Genomic DNA, 21,809 nt, shown 5'->3' with positions numbered 1-21,809 from the left:
GGAAAACGGATGGTCCGCCCCCCCTTAGATCACCGAGAGCTGCGCCACGGTCGTCGTCTGATTGCTGTCGCTGTAGAACGTGTAGTCATTCCCGCTCTGGGTGTAGAACGCGCCGTTGGCGATCTGCAGCGTATCGCCCGCATTGAAATCGACCGTGAGGTGCGAGGCATTGCCGGCCCCGGCCACGGTCTGGATGAAGCTGGCATCGACCGTGAGGCTGGCGTTGGTGCCGCTCGCGGTGAAGTCGATCGCCTCGACCCGGCTGAGCACGCTGGCCAGCTGCGCCGAGGTGACCGAACCGGCATTGACGGCAAGCGCGACCGTATCGCTGCCCGCCCCGCCATCGACCGCGAAGCCCGCGCCCAGCGTGAGCGTGAAGCTGTCACCAAAGCCGGAGCCGATCACGCTTTCGATGCCGGACAAAGTATCGCCTGCCGCATCGCCCGCGCTGCCGGTGCCGGTGCCCGCCCCTCCGCCACCGAGCGAAAGCGCAACGGCGCTGCCCGACTGGGCATAATCGGCGATATCGGTGCCGGTGCCGCCGATCAGGCTATCCGCGCCCGCGCCGCCGACGAGGCGATCATTGCCCGCGCCGCCATCGAGCACGTTAGCCCCGCCATCGCCGGTAAGGCGATCGTTGAAGGCCGAGCCGATGAGGTTTTCGATGCTGGCATACGTATCACCCGCAGCTTCATTGGTGTTGAACGAGGTATCGGCAAGGTTGGCAGCAAGGCCGAGCGCCGAATTGGCATAAGTCGCCGTATCGGTGCCGGTGCCGCCATCGAGCACATCGCTGCCGAGGCCGCCGTTCAGCAGATCGTCGCCCGCCTCGCCGTAGAGCGTATCGCTGCCAGCGCCGCCGGTCAGCGTGTCATCCCCGCCGCCGGCGCGGAAGATTTCATCGGCGCCGGTGCCGAGGAAGGTATCGGCGAGCGCGGTGCCAATGACCTGCTCGATGCCGGAAAGAATGTCCCCCGCAGCATCGCCGCCGCTGGAAGCCGTGCCATCGAGCCGCGCGGTGATCGCAGCGATCGAGGCGGAGTAGTCGACCGTGTCGAACCCGCCGCCGCCGGTGATCGTGTCTGCCCCGGCGCTGCCAAAGATCATGTCATCGCCGAGGCCGCCGTCGAGCAGTTCGGCGGCGCTGCCGCCGCGCAGGGTATCGCCGAAGGCGGAGCCGACCACGCCCTCGATCGAGATGTAGCTGTCGCCCACCGTATCGACGGCGGTGACGACGAGGCTGCCGGTGGCGAAGCTGGCGGTGATCGCGGCGGCGGAATTGGCGAAGGAGGCGCTGTCGGCCCCCGCGCCGCCATCGAGGACATCCGCGCCCGCGCCGCCGACCAGCACATCGTTGCCGTTGCCGCCCTGCAGGGTATCGGCGCCCGAGGTGCCCCATAGCGCATCGTCGAAGGCGGAGCCGACGAGGATCTCGACGTCGGTAATCCGGTCGCCGGTGGCCTCGTTACCCACGCCGGCAGTGCCATCGAGATAGGCGGTCACGCCGCCGGTCGAATTGGCATACGTGAAGGTATCGGTGCCTGCGCCGCCATCGATGGTGTCGGCGCCGGTCCCGCCGTTGATGAAATCGTTGCCAGTGCCGCCGCTGATGGTCTCGTTGGAGTTCGAGCCGATGAGGATATCTCCAAAGGCCGAGCCGACGAGCGCCTCGATCGAGGTCAGCACGTCGCCCTGGGCAAAGCCGCCATTGGCCGAAGTGCCATCGAGGTAGACCGAGACCGCCGCGGTCGAATCCGAATAGTCGGCGGTATCGAAACCCGAGCCGCCGTTGAGCGCGTCCGCGCCGCCGCCGCCGCGCAGGAAATCATCGCCGCTGCCGCCCATCAGCGTGTTGGCGTTGGCATCACCATAAAGCGTGTCGTTGCTGTTCGAGCCGGTGAGGTTCTCGATGCTGACGTAGCTATCGCCCGCTGCATCGCCCGCGCTGCCGCTGCCTGCAAGGAGGCTGGCGACCACGCTCGATGTCGAAGCGGCATAGCTGACGGTGTCTGACCCGTTGCCGCCATCGAGCGCATCGCTGCCTGCATCGCCGCGCAAGGTGTCGTTGCCTTCCATGCCGTAAAGCGTGTCGTTGCCGCTGCTGCCCCAAAGCGTGTCGTCGAAGGCGGTGCCTTGCAGGATCTCGACATTGGTGAGGACATCGCCCTGCGCTTCGCTGCTGCTGCCGGCGCTGCCATCGAGCCCTACAGTGACCCCCAAGGTCGAACCGTAATAGCTCACCGTATCGATGCCGCCGCCGCCGTTGATCGCATCTGCCCCGCCAAGGCCGCGGAACCATTCAGCGGCGGCCGTGCCGGTCACGCTGTCGTTCTGGTTGGTGAGATAGATGAGCTGGAAGTTCTTGTAGGTATCGCCAGCCGCATCCCCGCCCACGCCGAGCGTGACGCCGTCGAGATTGATGGTAACGCCGGTGGTGACCGAGACGCTTTCCGGGCTGAGGGGGTTGGTGCCGTAAAACAGCGTATTGGTGCCCGCGCCGCCGTCCAGCACATCGGCCCCGGTACCGCCCGAGATGCGATCGTTGCCGTTGCCGCCAAGGATGGTGTCGTTGCCGCCAAGCCCGATCAGGGCATCATCGCCATCACCGCCGGTCAGCACATTGTTGCTGCTGTTGCCGTAGAGCGTGTCGCCAAAGGCCGTGCCGGTGAGGTTCTCGATACTGACGTAGACGTCGCCCAGAGCATCGCCTGCCGAGCCGATGGCGGCGGTGAGGTCGGCGATCACGGCAACGCTTGCCGCGGAATAGTCGACCGTATCGGTCCCCGTGCCGCCATCCATGGAATCGGTGCCGGCGCCGCCGAGAAACGTATCATTGCCCGCATCGCCGAACAGCACGTCGTTGGCGGCAGCGCCGTCGATCAGATCATCGCCATTGCCGCCGCGGATGACATTCTGGGCGAGATTGCCGACAATAGTATCGTTGAAGCCGGAGCCGATGGCATAGACGAAGCTTGTGAACGTATCGCCAAGGGCATCGCCGAGTGTGCCGGTCCCGGCCCCGAGGTTGAATGCCACGGCCGATCCGGCCGATGCGTAGCTCAGCGTGTTGGTCCCAGACCCGCCGTCCATGACGTCGGCCCCGGCTCCGCCTTCGACCGTGTCGTCCCCGTCGTCGCCGAAGAGCGTGTCGTTCCCGGCGCCGCCTTGGATGATGTCGGCGCCGAAGCTGCCCCAGATCGTGTTGGCATTGCCATCGCCGGTGAGCCTGTCGGCGGCGTTGCCGCCCTGGATGTTTTCGAAACCCGTCAGCGTATCGCTTGCCGCATCGCCGCCGCTGCCGGAGCCGGACTGGAGACTGACGGTGACGGCGACAGTTGCACCAAGATAGCTCACGGTATCGATGCCCGCGCCGCCGTCCATGACATCGGCGCCGGCGCCGCCGAGGATCACATCGTTCCCGGCGCCGCCCTTGAGGTTGTTCGCGCCGGTGGTGCCGACAATCGTATCGTCATTGGCCGAGCCGATCGCGTTCTCTATCGTGCCGGGCTCAAAGAAATCGCCTTCGGCATCGCCGCCAGTGTTGTTTGTGCCAGTGCCGAGATTGATGGTGATGCCCGCCACGGAGGCTGAGTAATCGACCGTGTCGATCCCGGCGCCGCCGTCGATAGAATCGGCGCCCGCACCGCCGGTCAGCGTATCGTTGCCGTTGCCGCCATAAAGGCTATCGTTCCCCTCGCCGGCATCGAGCATATCGTTGCCGTCGTTTCCGTAGACGGTTTCGGCCCCGGCCGAGCCGATGAAAGTGTCATTGAACGCGGAAAGCGACCAGACTTCGACATTGGCGTAAGTATCGCCCTGGGCGAGCCCGGTGGAGAGCGAGGCATCGGTCAGGTTGACGGTGAGCGCGCTGGCCGAGCTGGCGTAATCCACCATATCGGTCCCGGCACCGCCATCCAGCGTATCTGCGCCGAGGCCGGGGGCGAGTACGTCGTCCCCGCCTCCGCCGAGGATGGTATCGGCACCTGCCGAACCGTAGATCACGTCGGCCAACGCCGAACCGATCACCCGCTCGATGCCGATCAGGACATCGCCGTTGGCCTCGCCCGCACTGCCCGGCGTACCATCCATGCGTGCGACCACGCCCCCGGCGGAGGAATAGTCCGCCGTATCGAAGCCCGCCCCGCCATCGAGCGTATCCGCCCCGGCGCCGCCAATCAGGGTATCGTCGCCATCACCGCCCAGCAGCGTCTCGTTGAAGCCGGCGCCGATCAGCGTATCGGCGAGGACCGAGCCGATCACCCGCTCGACACCGATGACTGTATCGCCTTCCGCATCGCCGCCGCTGGAGACTGTCCCGTCGAGGCGAACAGTCACGCCTGCTAGGCTGGCCGAATAGTCGACATTGTCGGCGCCGGTACCGCCGTCGATGGCATCGGCCTGGCTGAACGAGACGAAGGTATCGTTGCCGCCCCAGCCATGGAGCGCCGAAGCCGCTGTCAGGCCGCCGCGCAGCGTATCGCCATAGTTGGCCGAGCCGTAGATCACCTCGACCCCGGAGAGGACATCCCCCGCCGCCCAGCCGCCAACGCCTGCCGAGCCGTTGTTGGCGACAGTGACCGCAGCATTCGAGTTGCGGTAGTCGGCAATATCGGTGCCGAGCCCGCCGGTGACCTGATCGGCGCCGAGCCCGGTCAAGATGATGTCGTCGCCCGCACCGCCATCGAGAACGTCCGCACCGTCTGCGCCGGTCAGCGTGTCATTGCCGCCACCTGCCTGGATGGTCGAGCCGGAGGCGCCTGCGTAGATCGTGTCGTTTTGCGCCGAACCGATCACGGTCTCGATCTCGAACAGGCGGTCGCCTGCCGCATCGCCGATCGCGCCGAAGCCGCCGTCCATGTAGATGACCATGCCGCTGCTGGTGGACGCGGAATAATCGGCCGCGTCATTGCCGGCATCGCCGCGATAGATATCCGCCCCGCCCGAGGCGACGAACACATCATCACCCGCGCCGCCGACGAATTCCTCGTCCGCGCTGCGACCTTCAAAGCGATCGGCAAAGGCCGAGCCGGTGACGCGCTCGATATTGGCCAGCGTATCGCCTTGGGCATCGCCGCCGCTCGATGTCCCGCCGGTTTGGATCGTGACCCCGGTGGCGGAGGCGGAATAGTCGGCCGTATCGAAGCCTGCCCCGCCGTCAATGGTATCGGCCCCGGCACCGCCCGCGATGGTATCATCCCCGATCCCGCCGAGCAGCGTATCGTTGCCGCCGCCGCCGGACAGCGTGTCGTTGCCGTCGAAGCCGTCGAACCAGTCGTCCCCGCCCGCGCCGACGAAGGTATCGCCGCCCCGCGAGCCGGTGAAGCGCTCGATTGCGATGAAGGTATCCCCCGCCGCATCGCCGCCGGTGGCGGTGCCCGCAGCAAGATCGACAATGACCGCGCCAACCGAACCTGCATAGCTCACGGTATCGATGCCCGTGCCGCCATCGAGCACGTCAGCACCGCCGTCGCCCGATAGGAGATCATTGCCCGCGCCGCCAAGGATCCGGTCGGCCCCGTTGCCGCCGGAGAGGGTATCGTCACCTCCGCCGCCGCTCAACGTATCGTTGGAGAAAGCGCCTGTGATCGTATCGGCAAAGGCCGAGCCGAGCACGCCTTCGATCTCGGTGAGCCGATCGCCCGCAGCGATATCGCCGATGCCGACGCTGCCATCGAGCGCGATGGCGATCCCGCCGCCCGCGCCCGAATAGTCGGCCGTATCGTTGCCGCTCCCGCCGATCATGGTATCGATGCCCGCGCCCGCGACGAGCGTGTCATCGCCATCCCCACCTTCGAGGGTATCGACCGCCGTGCCGCCGATCAGCGTATCGGCATGGTCCGATCCGACCAGCCGTTCGATGCCGATGAGGACATCGCCCGCCGCTTCGCCCGCGCTGCCACTTCCGCTGGCCCCGCCAGCCCCGATGCTGACAGTCACCGCTGCTGCGGCATGGGCATAGGATGCGGTATCAAAGCCCGCGCCGCCATCGATCACATCGGCGCCGGACCCGCCTTCGATCACATCGTTGCCATCGTTGCCGACAAGCGTTTCATCCGCCGTGCCGCCCACGAGGGTATCGGCGAATGCGGAGCCGAGCACACGTTCGATGCCGATGAGCAGATCGCCGGTTGCCGCGCCGCCAGAACCCTGATCCACGCCATTGTTGTAGACCGAGATACCCTGTGTGTTGGCGCTATAGTCTGCAGTATCGAAACCGTCGCCACCGTCGAGAATGTCACCGCCGCTGCCGCCGATCAGCGTATCGTTGCCCGCGCTGCCCAGCAGCGTGTCTGCCCCGGCGCCGCCGTTCAGCTGATCATCGCCGCTGCCACCTTCGAGAGTGTCGGAATTGGCCGAGCCGGTCAGGCGGTCGGCCAGCGCCGAGCCGACCACGCGTTCGATCCCGCTGAGCAGATCGCCCGCCGCATCGCCCGCGCTGCCGGTGCCCGCGCCAAGATCGACGACGACCGCGCTGGCCGAGGCCGAGTAATCGGCGGTATCGAAGCCTTCGCCGCCAGTGAGGACGTCCGCCCCGCCAAGCCCGGCGAGCACATCGTCGCCCGACTGGCCGAACAGCGTATCCGCGCCTGCACTGCCGCCAAGCGTATCGGCAAAGGCCGAGCCGCGGATTGTCTCGATGCCGGTGAGCACATCGCCCGCCGCATCGCCGCCACTGCCCGCGCTGCCATCGCTGGCGATCGTCACGCCTGCTGCGGATTTCGCGTAGTCCGCAATATCGGTGCCGGCGCCGCCGTCGATGCGGTCTGCACCAAGGCCGCCTTCGATCACATCGTTGCCGCTACCGCCCAGCAGCGCATCATCGCCCGCCGCGCCCTGGATCAGGTCGTCACCCCCGCCGCCCTCGATGGCATCGGCGTCTGCAGAACCCAGCAGGCTATCGGCGAGGTCCGAACCGACCAGACGTTCGATGCCGTCAAGGACATCGCCGAGGCCATCGCCAAGCGTGCCGGTAACGCCGTCCATGCGCGCGGCGACGGCGGAGGTCGCGCCGGAATAGTCGGCGGTATCGAAGCCTGCACCGCCATCGAGCACGTCGGCACCGGCACCGCCGATCAGGATATCATCGCCGGTACCGCCGAGCAGAGTGTCTGCCCCCGTGCCGCCGGACAGCGTATCGTTGCCGTCCTGCCCGAGGATCGTGTCGGCTGCGGCGGAGCCTGTCACGGTATCGGCAAGGGCCGTACCGATGACCTGCTCGATGCCCGCAAGCACATCACCTTCGGCGAGCCCGCCCGCCGAGGCCGTGCCATCCATGCGCACGGTGATACCTGCGCTGCTTGCGCTGTAATCGGCGGTATCGAACCCGCCGCCACCGGTGAGCACATCGGCCCCGGCGCTTGCATTGAACACGTCATCACCCGCGCCGCCTTCGAACTGATCGGCAGTGGCGGAGCCATTGAACACATCGTTGAAGTCCGAGCCGATGACCCGCTCGACATTGGTGATCGCATCGCCGTCCGCATCGCCGCCGCCCGAAGCGCTACCATCGAGGTTGATCGTGACCGCACCGAGCGATGTGGCGTAGGACACGGTATCGAAGCCGGCGCCGCCATCGAGCGCATCTGCGCCGGTGCCGCCAATCAGCGTATCGTCGCCCGCATCGCCGAACAGCTGGTCGTCACCATCGCCGCCACTGACGACGTCATTGCCGGCGCCGGCCCGCAAGGTTTCGTTCGCGGCAGAACCGGTGAGGCGGTCGTCGAAGGCCGAGCCGATCAGTTGCTCGATACTGACGAGCGTGTCGCCTGCCGCATCGCCGCGGCTGCCTGCCGCGCCGCCGAGCGTGACGGTGACTGCGCTGGCGGAGGCGGCATAGCTCGCGGTATCGAAGCCAGTGCCACCGTCCATGGCATCGGCCCCGCCGCCGCCGATGAGCGTATCATCACCCGCACCCCCGGAGAGCGCATCATTCCCAGCATCGCCGCTGATCGTATCGGCCCCCGCGCCGCCGAGGATGGTGTCATCGTCAGCCGATCCGCCCAGCGTATCATCGAAGGAGGAGCCGATCAGCCGCTCGATCGTGGTGAGCGTATCGCCAGTGGCATCGCCCGCCGTACCGGCACTGCCATCGAGCGCGACGGCGACACGCGCGGCGGCGGCGGAATAGTCTGCCGTATCAATCCCATCGCCGCCGACGAGCACATCGGCTCCGCCGCCGCCGACGAGCGCATCGTCGCCTGCACCGCCTTGCAGCGTCTCGTCCGCATCGGCGCCGATCAGCGTATCACCCTGCGCCGAGCCGATCACGATCTCGATGCCGATGAGCGTATCGCCTTCGGCATCGCCGCCCGTGCCCACGCTGCCATCCAGCGCGACGCGCACGGCCTGGATCGAGCCGGAATAGTCCGCCGTATCGGTGCCAGCGCCGCCATCGAGCACATCGCTGCCCGCACCGCCCGTCAGCGTGTCGTTGCCGCCGCCGCCCTCGAGCACGTCGGCATTGCCGGAGCCGGTGAGCCGGTCGGCCTGCGCCGAGCCGGTGACCCGCTCGATGCTGATCAGCGTATCCCCCTGCGCATCGCCGCCCATACCGCTGCCGGCGGCGAGATTGACGATCACCCCGGCGCTGCTGGCCGCATAATCGGCCATGTCGAAGCCGGTGCCGCCGTCCAGCACATCGGCACCGGCGCTCGCCTTGAGGATATCGTCGCCCGCGCCGCCAAGCAGCGTCTCTGCGTCAGTCCCGCCGCGCAGCGTGTCGCTGAAAGCCGTGCCGATGAGCACTTCGGCGTTGGCAATCGTATCGCCCGCCGCATCGCCGCCCGGGTTGGCCCCGCCATCGAGACCGGCATTCACGCCCGAGGCCGAAGCCGAATAATCCACCGTATCGGTGCCCAGCCCGCCATCGAGCACATCGGCACCAAGCCCGCCGACGAGCACATCATCGCCCGCCTGCCCGAGCAGCGTGTCTGCACCTGCGCCGCCGAGCAGGGTATCGTTGCCGCCGCCGCCTTCAAGCGTATCGTTGCCGTCCGCACCGCGCATAGTATCGGCCTGGGCCGAGCCGACCACGCGCTCGATCGCGGTGAGGCTGTCGCCCGCCGCATCGCCCCCTGCGGACGCCGTGCCATCGAGATTGACGGCGACCCCTGCGGCAGAGGCAGAATAATCGGCCGTATCGAAGCCATCGCCGCCATCGAGCGTATCGGAGCCTGCGGTGCCGACGAGCGTATCATCGCCCGCATCGCCCAGCAGCGTATCCGCACCGCTGCGGCCGGTCAGCCTATCGGCAAAAGCCGACCCCTGGAGCACTTCGACATTCGTGATCGTATCGCCCGCCGCATCATCGCCGCTGCCGACCGTGCCGCCCAGCGAAGCGGTGACGCCGGCGGATGACGCCGCATAAGTCACGGTATCGAAGCCAGTGCCGCCATCGATGCGATCGGCCCCGGCACCACCCTCAAGCGTGTCGTCACCCGATCCGCCCAGCAGCGTGTCGTCGCCGCCCAGACCGACAAGCCAATCGTCACCCGCCCCGCCAGACAGCGTATCTGCACCATCGCTGCCGGTCAGCGCATCATCGAACGCCGAGCCATTGACGCGCTCGATCCCGGTGAGCACATCGCCTGCGGCATCGCCGCCCTGCGCCGGTGAACCATCGAGCACGACCTGCACCGCAGCATCGGACGCGCCGTAGTCGGCGGTGTCGAACCCGTCGCCGCCGGACAGCACGTCTGCACCCCCGCCGCCGCGCAGCAGATCGTCGCCCGCGCCGCCGAGCAGGGTATCGCCGCCGCCGCCACCCGAAAGCGTGTCGCCTCCGCCGCCGCCTTCCAACGTCTCCGCGGCAGAGCCGCCGAGGATGGTATCTCCAAAGGCCGAACCGACGACGCGCTCGATCCCGGTCAGGCTGTCGCCCTCGGCATCACCGCCCGTCGCGGTCGAACCATCGAGTGTGATCTGCACCGCCGCCGCGCTGGCGCTGTAGTCGGCCGTATCGAAGCCGCTGCCGCCATCGAGCGCATCGGCCCCGGCACCGCCGCTGAGCACATCGTTGCCGAGGCCGCCGGACAGGGCATCGCTGCCCGCGCCGCCGGACAGCGTATCGTTCCCCGCGCCGCCGGACAGAACCTCGTCCGCCCCGCTGCCGGTGATGGTATCGTCGAAGTCGGAACCTTCGACCTGCTCGATCCCGCCGACCTGATCGCCCGCCGCATCGCCGCCGGAGCCAAGCCCGCTGGAAAGATCGAGCCAGATCGCCGCGCCGGACGCCGCATAGCTTAGCCGGTCGAACCCGCTGCCGCCGTCGATCACGTCTGCACCGCTGCCGCCGGTGATCGTGTCGTCTCCGCTCCCGCCGAGCAGGGTGTCATTGCCCGCCCCGCCGGAGAGCACGTCATTGCCCGCACCGCCTTCCAAGGCATCCGCGCCCGCGCTGCCGCCGAGTATATCGGCAAACGCCGAGCCCACCACGCGCTCGATCCCGGCGAGCGTATCACCCGCCGCATCGCCGCTGCTGCCCACGCTGCCATCGGTGGCGATAGCGACCCCGCTGACCGATGCCGAATAGTCCGCCGTATCGAAGCCCGTACCGCCGATCAGCGCATCTGCGCCGATCGAGCCGGTGAGCGTGTCGTCCCCGCCGCCGCCGTCCAGCGTCTCGCTCCCGATACCGCCCGCAAGGATATCGCCGAAGCCCGAGCCGACGAGCCGTTCGATGCCCGAAAGAACGTCTCCCTCGGCAAAGCCGCCGCTGCCGGTGCGCCCGTCGAGCCCGGTATTGATCGCGCCGGTGGAGCCTGAATAGTCGGCGGTGTCGGTGCCATCGCCACCCACCAGCGCATCGGCACCGAGGCTGCCGACCAGGGTATCATCGCCATCGCCCGCGCGGATGGTCTCGCTGCCCGCGCCGCCGCCGAGCCGGTCGTCGAAGCCGGAGCCGATCAGGACTTCGATGCTCGTCAGTGTATCCCCGGCCGCGCCGCCGCTGCCGAAAGTGCCATCGAGCGCGACGGTGACGGCGCTGCTCGAATTGGCATAACTCGCAGTGTCGCTGCCGAGCCCGCCGTCGATTGCATCGGCGCCGTCGCCGCCCATGATGTGATCATTGCCCGCGCCGCCCAGCAGCGAGTCGTTGCCGCCGCCGCCGAGGATCGTGTCGTTGCCGGCCCCACCCTCGATCCGGTCGGCATTGTCGCTGCCGTCAAGCGTATCATCGAAGGCGGAACCGATCAGGCCTTCGATGCCGAGCAAGACATCGCCCGCGCCGTCGCCGCCGCTGCCGGCGCGGCCATCGAGATAGGCGATGACCGCCGCGCCCGATCCGGCGTAGCTCACGGTGTCGAAGCCGCTGCCGCCATCGAGCAGGTCGTTGCCGGTGCTGCCAAGCAGGTTATCGTCGCCCGCGCCGCCAAGGATCGTTTCCGCGCCGCTGCCGCCGCCGAGCGTATCGGCAAAGGCCGAGCCGATCAGGCGGGAAATGCCGATGAGCGTATCGCCAGTGGCCTCGCCGCCGGTGCCCGCCGCGCCGGAGAGATCGACTGCGACGCCGGTCGCCGCCCCGGCGTAGCTGGCGGTGTTGTCGCCCGTGCCGCCGTCGATGACATCGGCCCCGAGCCCGCCGGTGAGCACGTCATCGCCGCCGCCGCCCAGCAGGATATCGTTGCCCGCGCCGCCGGTGAGGATGTCGTCACCCGCCCCGCCATCAAGCCGGTCGTCCGCCCCGCCGCCGATGATCGTGTCGTTCTGCGCCGAGCCGATCACGCCTTCGATACCGGTGAGCACATCGCCTTCGGCATCGCCGCCGCTGGCAGGACCACCATCGAGCCGGACGATGACGCCCGCAGCCGAATCGGCATAGCTCGCGGTATCGAAGCCGGTGCCGCCATCGAGCAGGTCCGCCCCGACGCCGCCGGTGAGGATGTCATCGCCCGCGCCGCCGCGCAGCGTATCGCTGCCGCCCTGGCCGGAAAGCACATCGTTGCCCGCGCCGCCATCGAGCACTTCGCCCTGCGAGGTGCCGGTGATCGTATCGTCGAACGCGGAACCGATCGCATTCTCGATCGAGGACAGCGTATCGCCCTGCGCATCGCCGCCGGCCGAGAGCGAGCCATCGAGGTTGATCGCGATCCCGGCGGAAGACGTCGAGTAATCGGCGGTATCGGAACCTGCGCCGCCGAGCAGCATGTCCGCCCCCGCACCGCCGCGCAGCACATCATTGCCGGTGCCGCCATCGAGCAGATCGGCCCCGGCCCCGCCATCGAGTACATCGTCTCCGGCGCGCCCGCGCAGCACATCATCGGCCGCCGCGCCCGCGATGGTATCGGCAAACTCGCTGCCCTCGACGATCTCGATGGAGATGAAGCTGTCGCCCGCCGCCTCACCGCCGGTGCCGCCAGTGGTGAGGCTGAGCGCGACGCCTGCCGCCGCGCGCGAGTAGTCCGCCGTATCGGTGCCTGCGCCGCCATCGAGCACGTCTGCACCTGCGCCGCCGCGCAAGGTATCGTCTCCGCCGCCGCCGCGCAGCGTCTCGTCAGCCGCGCCGCCGGTGATGATGTCGGCTTCGGCCGAGCCAAGCACTTCCTCGATGCCGGTCAGCACATCGCCTTCGGCAAGGCCGCCAGCGCTGGCGCCGCCGGCAAGCGTGACGTTGACGCCCACCAGCGAGGCGGAAAAATCGACCGTATCGTGGCCAAGCCCGCCGTCGATCACATCGGCCCCGGCACCGCCGTCGATCACGTCGTCACCCGCTCCGCCCTCGAGGGTATCGGCCTGGGATGAGCCGGTGAGCTGGTCGGCGAAGACCGAACCGACGAGGCGTTCGATGCTGTCGAGCCGGTCGCCCGCCGCATCGCCCAGGGTGCCGCGCCCGGTGGCGAGCGAGACGGCGACCCCGGATGCGGCATCGCTGTAGTCCGCTGTATCGAAACCGGTTCCGCCGACAAGTTCGTCCGCGCCGCCGCGCCCGGTGAGTATGTCGTCGCCCGCGCCGCCTACGAGGCTGTCATCCGCTGCGGTGCCGCGCAGGGTATCGGCAAAGGCCGAGCCGACAAGGTTCTCGATATGAAGCAGGCGGTCGCCTTCCGCCGCGCCGCCGGTGGAAACAGAGCCATCGACCGAGACGGAAACGCCCGAGCTCGAACCCGAATAGTCGACGGTGTCGGACCCGTCACCGCCATCGATGAGGTCTGAACCCGCGCCGCCATCGAGGAGATCGTTGCCCGCGCCGCCGCGCAGCGTATCATCCCCGCCGCCGCCCACCAGCACATCGTTGCCGGCCCCGCCATCGAGCAGGTTGGCCGCGCTGTTGCCGGTCAGGCGGTCGTCTAGCGTGGAGCCGATCACGCCTTCGACGCTGATGAGCTGATCGCCCGCTGCTTCGCCGCCCACGCCGATCGAACCATCGAGCGCGACGGTGACGGCGCCGTCGCTGGCGCTGTAGTCCGCCAGGTCGGTGCCGCTGCCGCCATCGAGCACGTCGGCACCGGCACTACCCTGCAAGGCATCATCGCCCGCGCCGCCAAGGATCGTCTCGCTACCCGCTCCGCCGCCGAGCATATCGGCAAAGGCCGAACCGACGAGCCGCTGGATATCGCTGAGCATATCGCCGGCGGCCTCGCCCCCGCTGCCCGCCGCGCCGGAAAGATCGATAGCGACGCCCGACGCCGCATCGGCATAGCTGGCCGTGTTGATGCCCGATCCGCCGACGATGAGATCCGCACCGAGCCCGCCGGTGAGCACGTCGTCGCCGCTACCCCCGAGCAGGCGGTCGTCACCTGCCGCGCCCGCGATCACATCGTCGCCCGCGCCGCCAGCAATGGTCTCGGCCGCCGCATCGCCGATCAGCGTATCGTCATAGGCCGAGCCGCTGAGGTTCTCGATGCCGATGAGCTGGTCGCCTTCGGCATCGCCGCCGCTGCTGATCGTGCCATCCAGCCGGACGGTGACGGCCTGGGCGGAACTGCCGTAGCTGACGGTGTCGATCCCGTCGCCGCCATCGATGCGGTCTGCGCCGGCTCCGCCATCGAGCACATCGTCCCCGGCGCCCCCGCGCAGGCCGTCGTTGCCCTCGCCGCCGACAAGGATGTCGTCACCCGCGCCGCCATCGAGCGCATCGTCGTTGAGGCTGCCGAGCAGGCGATCGCCGAAGGCCGAGCCGACGAGGCGCTCGATCCCGCTCAAGGTATCGCCCTGCGCATCGCCGCCGATGCCGATGCTGCCGCCCAGCCCGGCAACGATGCCCTCGCTGGAAGCCGAATAATCGACCGTATCGAACCCGGTGCCGCCGTCGAGCGTGTCCGCGCCCGCGCCGCCATCAAGGCTATCGTTGCCCGCGCCGCCAAGGAGCACATCCGCCCCGCCACCGCCGGAAAGGATGTCGTCACCGGCGCCGCCCGCGATGGTGTCGTCACTGGCTGCGCCGGAAAGCCTGTCCGCGCCGGACGAGCCGACCAGTTGCTCGATCGAAATCAGCGTATCGCCTTCGGCATCGCCGCCCGTGCCGGTGCCGAGGGCGAGATCGACCGTCACGCCGATTGCCGAGGTGCTGTAGTCGGCAGTATCGATGCCCGCGCCGCCATCGAGCACGTCCGCGCCGCCGCGCCCGGTGAGCACATCGTTACCGCCGCCGCCGCGCAGGGTTTCGTCTGCGCCCGCGCCGGTCAGCCGGTCGTCATGACCGCTGCCGATGACTTCCTCGATGCCCGCGAGCGTATCGCCAGTGGCCGTGCCGCCGAAGCCGGTGGTGCCATCGAGATAGACGGAGACGCCCGCGCCGGAGAGACTGTAGTCGGCGCGGTCGTACCCAGCGCCGCCATCGATGGCATCCGCGCCAGTGCTGCCGTCGATCACGTCGTCGCCCGCGCCGCCGAGCAGGGTATCATCGCCAGCCGCGCCGCTCAGCACATCGTTGCCATCGCCGCCGTTCAGCCGTTCCGCCGCAGCGCCGCCAGTCAGCCGATCATCGAAGCCCGAGCCGAGCACGCTTTCGATGCCTGACAGCTGGTCGCCTTCAGCATCGCCGCCCGTGCCGCTGCCCGCGCCGAGATCGACGGTGACTGCGGCGGATGAAGCGCGGTAGTCCGCCGTATCAAAGCCTATGCCGCCGTCGAGCTTGTCCGCCCCCGTGCCGCCATCGAGGATGTCGTCACCCGCATCGCCGATCAGCGTATCATCGCCGCCTGCGCCGGCGAGGCGATCATCCCCGCCGCCGCCTTCGAGAATCTCCGCGGCGCCCACGCCGGTGATGGTGTCGTTGTAGGCTGAACCGAGGATGCGTTCGAAACCGGTGACCGAATCGCCTTCGGCATCGCCGCCTTTGCCCGTCGAGCCGTCGAGCGTCAGGGTCACGCCGCTACGGCTGTTTTCGTAGCTCGCGGTATCGATGCCGGTGCCGCCATCCAGCATGTCGGCCCCGCCGCGCCCTTCGATCACGTCGTCACCAGCCGCGCCGATCAGCGTATCGTTCCCCGCCGACCCGCCGAGCGTATCAGCAAACTGCGTGCCGATCAGACCTTCGATGCCGGTGAGCGTATCGCCCTCGGCATCGCCGCCACTGGCACTGGCGAGCGAGAGATCGATGCGCACACCAGCGCTGCTGGCGCTGTAATCGGCGACGTCCGCACCCGCGCCGCCATCGAGCACATCGGCCCCGGCGCTACCGTAAAGAATGTCGTTGCCGCCCTGGCCGAGCAGAATATCGGCATCGAGGGAACCGCGCAGACTATCGCCGAAGGCCGAGCCGGAGATGCCTTCGATCCCGCTGTAGGTGTCACCCTCGGCATCGCTGCCGGTGTTCGCGCTGCCGTCGAGACCGGCGTTCACACCCGCGCCGGAGCGCGCGTAGTCGGCCAGATCGATGCCGAGTCCGCCGATCAGCGTGTCGGCACCCGCGCCGCCGTCGAGCCGGTCGTTGCCCGCGCCGCCATCGAGTGTATCGGCGCCCGCACCGCCGGTGAGGCGGTCGTCGAAGCCGGAGCCCAGCACGCGCTCGATCCCGCTGAGCGTATCGCCCTGCGCATCGCCGCCAATACCGACCGAGCCATCGGTGCCGACGACCACGCCGGTCGCGCTCTGGCTGTAGTCTGCGGTATCGAACCCGGTGCCGCCGATCAGCCGGTCCGCCCCGCCGAGGCCGGCGAGGACATCATCGCCCGCATCGCCGCTGAGCGTGTTGGCGCTGTCGTTGCCGGAGAGCCGATCGGCAAAGGCTGAGCCGGTAAGCGCCTCGATGCCTTCAAGCTGGTCACCCGCAGCATCGCCGCCGCTGCCCGCCGAGCCATCGAGCGCGACGGCGACGGCTTCGCCCGAGGCGCTGTAGTCCGCAGTATCGAAGCCTTCGCCGCCCTGCAGCAGGTCCGCCCCGCCGCCGCCGCTGAGGATATCATCGCCGCCCCCGCCAGAGAGGCCGTTGGCCGCAGCATCGCCGACGAGGCGATCGGCGTAGTTCGAGCCGGACAGGTTCTCGATCCCGCTGAAGGTATCGCCCGCAGCGCTGCCGCCGGCACCCGCGTTTGCGGCGAGATCGACCTGAACCGCAGTAGCCGAATCGCTGTAGTCGGCCGTGTCGGCGCCAGTGCCGCCGATGAGGGTATCCGCGCCGAGGCCGCCGCGCAGGGTATCGTCGCCCGCGCCGCCTTCGAGGGTGTTGTCGCCGCTGTCACCGATCAGGGTATCGGCATAAGCGCCGCCCACGAGGCGCTCGATACCGGAGAGCCGGTCACCCCCGGCAATATCGCCGGACGAGGCATTGCCATCGAGTCGCACGGTTAACGCGCCGCCAGCGGAGGAATAATCGGCAGTATCGAAGCCGTCGCCGCCGATCAGCGTGTCCGCTCCCAGATCGCCGGTGAGCGTATCGTCGCCCCCCTTGCCCATCAGCGTGTTGCTGCCCGCATCGCCGCCGAGACGGTCGGCGAAGGCGGAGCCGCCGAGTGTCTCGATCCCGCGCAGCACATCGCCGGCAGCATCGCCGCCCAGCCCCGGTGCGCCATCGAGCGTGACGGTGACGCCGGTGCCGGAGCCCGCATAGTCCGCCGTATCGATGCCGCCGCCGCCGATCAGTGTATCCGCCCCAGCGCCGCCGGTGAGGATGTCGTTGCCATCGCCGCCAACGAGCGTTTCGTCCGCACTCGCGCCGATCAGGCTATCGTCGCGCGCGCTGCCGATCACCCTTTCGATGCCGGTGAGCCGGTCGCCATCGGCATCGCCGCCTTCGGAGGCCGTGCCATCGAGTCGCACGGTCACCCCGAAGCGCGAGGCGCTGTAGTCGGCGGTGTCGAAGCCGTCGCCGCCATCAATGGTGTCCGCTCCGCCGAGACCGGCAAGCACGTCGTCCCCGGCCAGGCCGCGCAGCAGATCGCTGCCGGCCGAGCCGCCCAGCCTGTCGCCAAAGGCTGAGCCTTCGAGGCCCTCGATGCTGGTAAAAACATCGCCGACCGCATCGCCGCCATCGCGCAGCGAGCCATCGAGCGCGACCTGCACGGCGGCGCCGGAACCGGCATAGCTCGCGATATCGAAGCCCGCGCCGCCATCGAGCGTATCGGCACCGAAGCCGCCTTCGAGCACATCGTCGCCCGCCCCGCCCGAGAGGGTTTCATCGCCCCTTCCGCCGACGAGGCGATCGTTGAAGGCGCTGCCCTTGAGGATCTCGATATTGGCATAAGTATCGCCCTCGGCATCGCCGCCGTGGCTGGCCCGGCCATCGAGATAGACTTCGACGGCGACCGCGCTGGTGCTGAAATCGACCGTGTCGATCCCGCCCGCGCCGTCGATCCGGTCCGCACCTGCGCCGCCGGTGATCACGTTGGCGCCGCCATCGCCGGTAAGCGTATCATCGAAGGCGGAGCCGACCAGATTTTCGACACCGGTGGCGCTATCGCCCTCGGCATCGCCGCCCTTGCCCGCGGTGCCATCAAGGCGGGCCTCGACTGCTGCAGCTGAGCCGCTGTAATCGAGCGTATCGGTTCCCGCACCGCCATCGAAGCGGTCTGCGCCGGCGCTGCCGGTCAGGCGGTCGTCGCCCGCTCCCGCCTCGATCCATTCGTCCGCGTCGCCGCCATGGATCACATCACCTCGGCCCGTTGCGATCACGTGTTCGATGCTGACGAGCGTGTCGCCTTCGGCCTCCCCCCCGCGCGAAGGGCTGCCATCAAGGAACACTTCGATGCCTGTTGTGCCTGCGGGCGCGCCATCTAGCGCGTGGGTATAGTCAGCCGTATCGCGGCCCGCGCCGCCATCGAGTACGTCGGCACCCCTGCCGCCGATCAGCGTGTTGTCACCCGCATCACCGGTCAGCCGATCGTTGAAATCGGAGCCGGCGAGACCTTCGACATTGACGTAGCTGTCGCCTTCGGCCGCGCCGCCCTTGCCCGTGCCGGTGGCCAGGTTCGCAACGACGCCTTCGCCTGAGAGGTGATAATCGACCACATCGGTGCCGGTCCCGCCGTCGATCTTGTCCGCCCCTGCCCCGGCGTGAATGTGATCGTCGCCTGCGCCCGCAGAGATGTTCGTGCCGGGAGGGTTGGCGAACAGGACCTGGATCGGATCGCCGGTGACGGGATCCTTCACCGTCATCCCGGCCTGATCGGTCACGTCCTTGATACCGAAGGGCGTGGAGACCGAGACCGAATACGTCGAGGTCTTGCCATCGGCAGAAAGGCCGAGCAGCACGGGGAAGAAGAACTCGTCCTTGAAGCCGTTGCCGGCGGCCTGCGCGGCGGTCGGAGGAAGCTTGTAGGTCAGCTCCAGATCGAACGCGAAGTGCGACTGGCTGGCGGGGACCGGCACGACCTTGCCCGCAGCGTCGGTCATCGTCGTCAGCTTCTCGATCTTGCCCTGATCGATCGAGACGAGCCAGCCCTTGTCGGTAAGCGTGCCGTTGACGATGCCATAGCCCGCCGGCAGCGAAGGGATCAGCACCTGCAGCAGAGCGAGGCCCTTTGCGGGCACTTCGGCGACGACGTGCAGCACGCGCAGGCTGTTGCCCTGCGGCGCTTTTGCGGGATCATCGGCATAGAGCACATCGTTGCCCGAAGTGCCGTCGATGCTTTCCGGCGCGGACTGGGCCGCAAAGGCGGAATCCTTCGACGAGCCGGGGCCGCCGGTATCGCCCTTGATCACCGTCTCGCCGTTTTCGGTGCTGCGGGTGACGCCTTCGGAATTGAACAGCTCGAACGTGAGCTTGGGCACGAGCTTGCCGATGCCGGCCGGGCCAAGGGCGTCGCCGGGTGCCGGTTCGACCGACCGGGCGGACATGACGCCGGGCGAAGCAGGGCTCTGCTGCAGGGAATCGCTGATCTTCTCGGTCAGCGCCTTGCCTGTCAGATCGGACTTGTGCTGCTTCTGCTCCTTCGCGGCGGCATCGGCCTGGGCCTGCGCCGCATCTTCGGGCTGCACCGCGCCGGTGGGCTCCTTGGGCGTCTCGGCCGGCTTGGCCGCATCGGCGCTGCTGAGGTGGAGGTCGAGGCTGGGGCTCTGCGGATTGATCTCGCCGACCATGCCGACCGTCTCGTCCGCCGAAAACTCCTTGTCGGCGAAGAGAATGACCGGCTTGCGGCCGGAGAACGCGGCCAGCGCCATGCCCGGGATGATGATGCGCGAACCATCGGTGAAGACGAGCACGACATCGACGTCGGCGATCTCGACCTTGAACGGCGCGTACTTGATGCCGAGCCGGGCCTTGTCGTCGGCATCGAGCTGGACGACCTTGGCCCCGCCGTAGTCCTGCTTCGAACCAGCCGCGCCCGCACTTTGGGCGGATGGCTCGGCACCGGGCGCGAGCTCGGGGGAGCCCTTGCCGCCGCGCGGCGTGGCTGCGGACCCCGATTTGGCGCGAACGATCTTGACCATACGACCTCGAATGCTGGGCGGCCGGTTCTAGCGCCCGCGAGCTTAGGGCTTGGGCCGCAGCGGGCTCCGGTGATTCACGTATTGCGGCACCCGGAGTCAGTCCCCGCCGCCGGGCGCGGGCTGTTCGAGATCGGGAAGGGGCTGGCCGCCACTGACCAGATCGAACAGCCCGCCCAGTTTCTGCAGCACACGGTATTCCGCCGCACGCAGCGCAATCTGGTTGGCGGTCTGCTTGGCCTTCGCAGCAAACAGCAGCTGTTCGGCATCGAGCAGATCGAACACCGTGCGCCGCCCACCCCGGAATTGCTGCTTGTAGAGATCGGCAACGCGCTGGGCGGAGGCGATTTCGGCCTCGATCGTGGCGATCTTTTCGCGCGCGGCGCCAAGGCTGGCGTAATCGATGCGGATGTCCTGCTCCACCTCGCGGCGGCGGCGGTCGAGCTCGTAATCGGCCTGGCGCAGCCGCGCGGCGATGCGGTGCTTGGTCGCGGTGGCGGCCCCGCCGTTGTAGAGCCGATAGGAAAACGTCACCATCGCCCGGGCGTCGATCGCGCGGCCGGTCGCGCCGAGCACATCCTGCCGATAGTCGCTGGCAATGGAGAGGCCAAGGCGCGGCAGCGCGGTATCGGCCTGGCTATCGTACTGCTTGTCGAGCGAGCGGCGATCCTCGACCGCCTGCGCCAGGCGCGGGCTGCGCGTGTCGATGAGGTCTACCGCGATATCGGCGCTTTCGGGCAGCGCGGCCCCGGCGGCAGGCACTTCGGCGGCGCGCAGCGGCATGTGATCGGTAAGGCGCTTGTAGGCATTGCGCGCCTGTTCAAGCGCGCTCTGCCGATCAAGCAGCTGCGAGCGCACGTTGTCGAGCCGGGTCTGTGCGCGCTCGACATCGGCGGGGGTGGTGAGGCCGAGGTCCTTCTGCACGGTGACGATGCGCAGGATCTTGCGGACCGAGGCGATTTCGCCTTCCGCCAGCGCGACAAGGTTCTGCTGGAGCAGCACGCCGAGATAGGCATTGGCGATATCGTAGGAAATCGCCTCGATCCGCTCGCGCGTGCCCCATTGGGCGGCGCGGTAGCTGGCGCGGGCGCGCTTGATGTCGTTGATGGTGACGCCGAAGTCCCAGAGATTCTGGTTGAGCGAGATCGTGGCTTCGCTGCGGAAGCGCTGAGTGGCCGCCTGCGGGATGGTGCGGGCGAACTCACGGCCCCAGGCGCCGGTCACGTCGATACGCGGCAGGTAGCTCGCGCGGGCTTCATTGACGGCGTAGCGCGCGTCGTCCTGCTGGGCGAGCGAGATCTGGATTTCGGGATTGCCCTTGAGCGAGGCAATGATCGCTTCAGTGAGGGATTCGGTGCCTTCAGGTGTGGCCGGTGCAAGTGCGGCAGGGGCCAGATCAGGCGCATCGGTATCAGCGACTGCGGGAGCGGACGGCGGCGCAACCGGACGCCGGGCAGGGACCGGGCCGGGCAGATCGAGCTTCGAGAGGACAGTGCGCGGCGGGGGCGGCGCATCTGCTGCGGCTGGCTGCGCGGGATCGAGCGGGGGAAGCTCGGCCTCCCCGCCGGGGAGCGGCGCGGCTCCGTCCACCATGCGCGCGGCGAGAGTCGAGCCATCGGGCATCGGTCCCTGCGGCAGGACAGGCATGCTCACTTCGGCGGGGTCTGGTTGCGGCAGCGGCGGGGGCGGTGCGGGAGCGGTCTGGCGTGGACCGCTACCGGGCACGGTGACGAGATCGGGACCATCGAGCCCTTCCAGAACGTATGCCAATTCGGGCGTGCGAGGAAGGGCCGGCGCAGGTTCGGCAGCACGGGCCGCAGACACCGCAAGCGCTGCGCCGGCGGCGAGGCCGGTCGCGAGCGCCGTCAGCGGCAGTCTGGCAAGACGATGCGGCACCAAGCTTCCTTCATGACCTCCTGGAACCCGCCTGAATGTGGAACCGGTGTGGTTAATTGCGGCGCAAGCAGACCCTAGGGGATAGCGCTTGCAGCCCTGCAGGACGG

At 68.5% G+C, this 21,809-nt stretch carries 2 protein-coding genes; both read right to left on the bottom strand.

The annotated features are described in order from the left end of the window. Window positions 1-24 precede the first annotated feature (24 nt). Window positions 25-19,809 carry a hypothetical protein gene (locus tag ACODS2_RS00525; RefSeq protein WP_488997121.1) on the bottom strand — a complete coding sequence of 6,595 codons (19,785 nt, stop codon included), beginning with the start codon at window positions 19,807-19,809 and terminating at the stop codon, window positions 25-27. Between the two features lie 96 nt (window positions 19,810-19,905). Continuing rightward, window positions 19,906-21,702: a TolC family outer membrane protein gene (locus ACODS2_RS00520; RefSeq protein ID WP_488997120.1), complete on the bottom strand. Its 1,797-nt coding sequence runs from the start codon at window positions 21,700-21,702 to the stop codon at window positions 19,906-19,908. Window positions 21,703-21,809 lie beyond the last annotated feature (107 nt).

This window comes from Novosphingobium sp. FG137, assembly GCF_057809735.1.
The sequence above is the reverse complement of the archived record's forward strand: the minus strand, read 5'-3'. Positions and strand labels throughout refer to the sequence as shown.

Excerpts from the sequence above, each read along its gene's own strand:
- ACODS2_RS00525 (WP_488997121.1), bottom strand. The coding sequence starts at position 19,809 with ATGGTCAAGATCGTTCGCGCCAAATCGGGGTCCGCAGCCACGCCGCGC.